The following is a 1152-nucleotide window of genomic DNA, read 5'->3' on the forward strand; positions in this document are numbered from 1 at the left end:
GAGACGGAGGCGATCACGCCGCCCGCCACCACCGCCAGGGCGGATGCGAACACGGCGACTGCGCCGGGACGACGCCGGTGCGACGCACGGCGCGGGGTACTGCTGCGATCCATGTCTGTCTTCCTTCGTGTGCGGGTGGGTGGGTACCTGGGATCTGGCTCAGCCGATCGGATTCCAGCCGTCGTTGCCGGCCAGGTACTTCTGCGGGGTGTGGTCGGCGGCGACGGCGTCGCTCAGCTGGGGCCGGTTGCCGTTGACGGTCGCTCCGGCGCCGGTGTTCCGGTATTCGGCGAACCGGGCGTTCTGCCAGGAGTTGGACGACATGTTCACCCAGGGCTGGGCCGTCGCGACGGTCGAGCTGAGGGTGGACTCGCGGTAGAGCACCTGAGCGTGCGGGTACCACGGCCGCCCGAGCTGGGTCTTGCCGACGACCGCGCCGGTGATGTTCGACCGGTAGAAGAGGAAGCCGTACTTCTTCGACGCGTCGGTGCTGGCGGCGGTGATCGGCCCGCCCGTCGTGCGCTTCTCGTGGATGTCGCAGTCGTCGAACACGATGGTGCCGCCGCCGAAGACGAAGTCGACGGTGCCCTCCACGTAGGAGTCGACCGCGTAGGTCCGCGCCGCGTTGTTGACCAGGAAGGTGTCCTGGTCACCGAGGAGCCGGACGTTGTCGAGCACTGAGCGGTCGGCGTTGAGGTTGAGCGCCACGGCCTGGGCGCCGGACGGGACCGTCGACTCGTCCAGGTCGTTGGAGACGGTCAGGTTGGCCGCCGTGAAGTCGTGCCCGTCCACGAACATCGTGGCGCTGCCGGACGTGCCGTACTCGTAGGCGCTGTGGTTGTTCACGATGAGCGTCGCCCCGGGGGTCGAGCCCAGTCCGCGCAGGGTGATCCAGGGCTTGTTGCCGGGAATGCGCACGATCTCGCGGTAGGTGCCGGGGGCGACGGTGATCGTCACGGGGCGGGTGTTGCCCGCGGGCACGGCGTCGACGGCCGCCTGCACGGTCCGGTAGGTGCCCGAACCGTCGGCCGCGACCGTGGGACGCGCCCCGACCGGTTTGAAGGCCCACTGCTTGTTGGTGTTGTGGGTGCAGGTTTCCTGGATGACGGCGGTGCCGTTGGTGGTGGAGGCGTTCTGGTCGGAGAGGCAGAG

1 protein-coding gene is annotated in these 1152 nt (G+C 69.1%); it reads right to left on the reverse strand.

Annotation, left to right across the window (positions count from 1 at the left end):
- Positions 1-159: 159 nt before the first annotated feature.
- A partial coding sequence (locus ABZ836_RS30470) for a pectinesterase family protein (protein WP_361147625.1) occupies positions 160-1152 on the reverse strand: 993 nt, incomplete at its 5' end.

Origin of the sequence: Streptomyces sp. NPDC047130 (assembly GCF_040643475.1) — a bacterium.
Classification (GTDB): Bacteria; Actinomycetota; Actinomycetes; order Streptomycetales; family Streptomycetaceae; genus Streptomyces.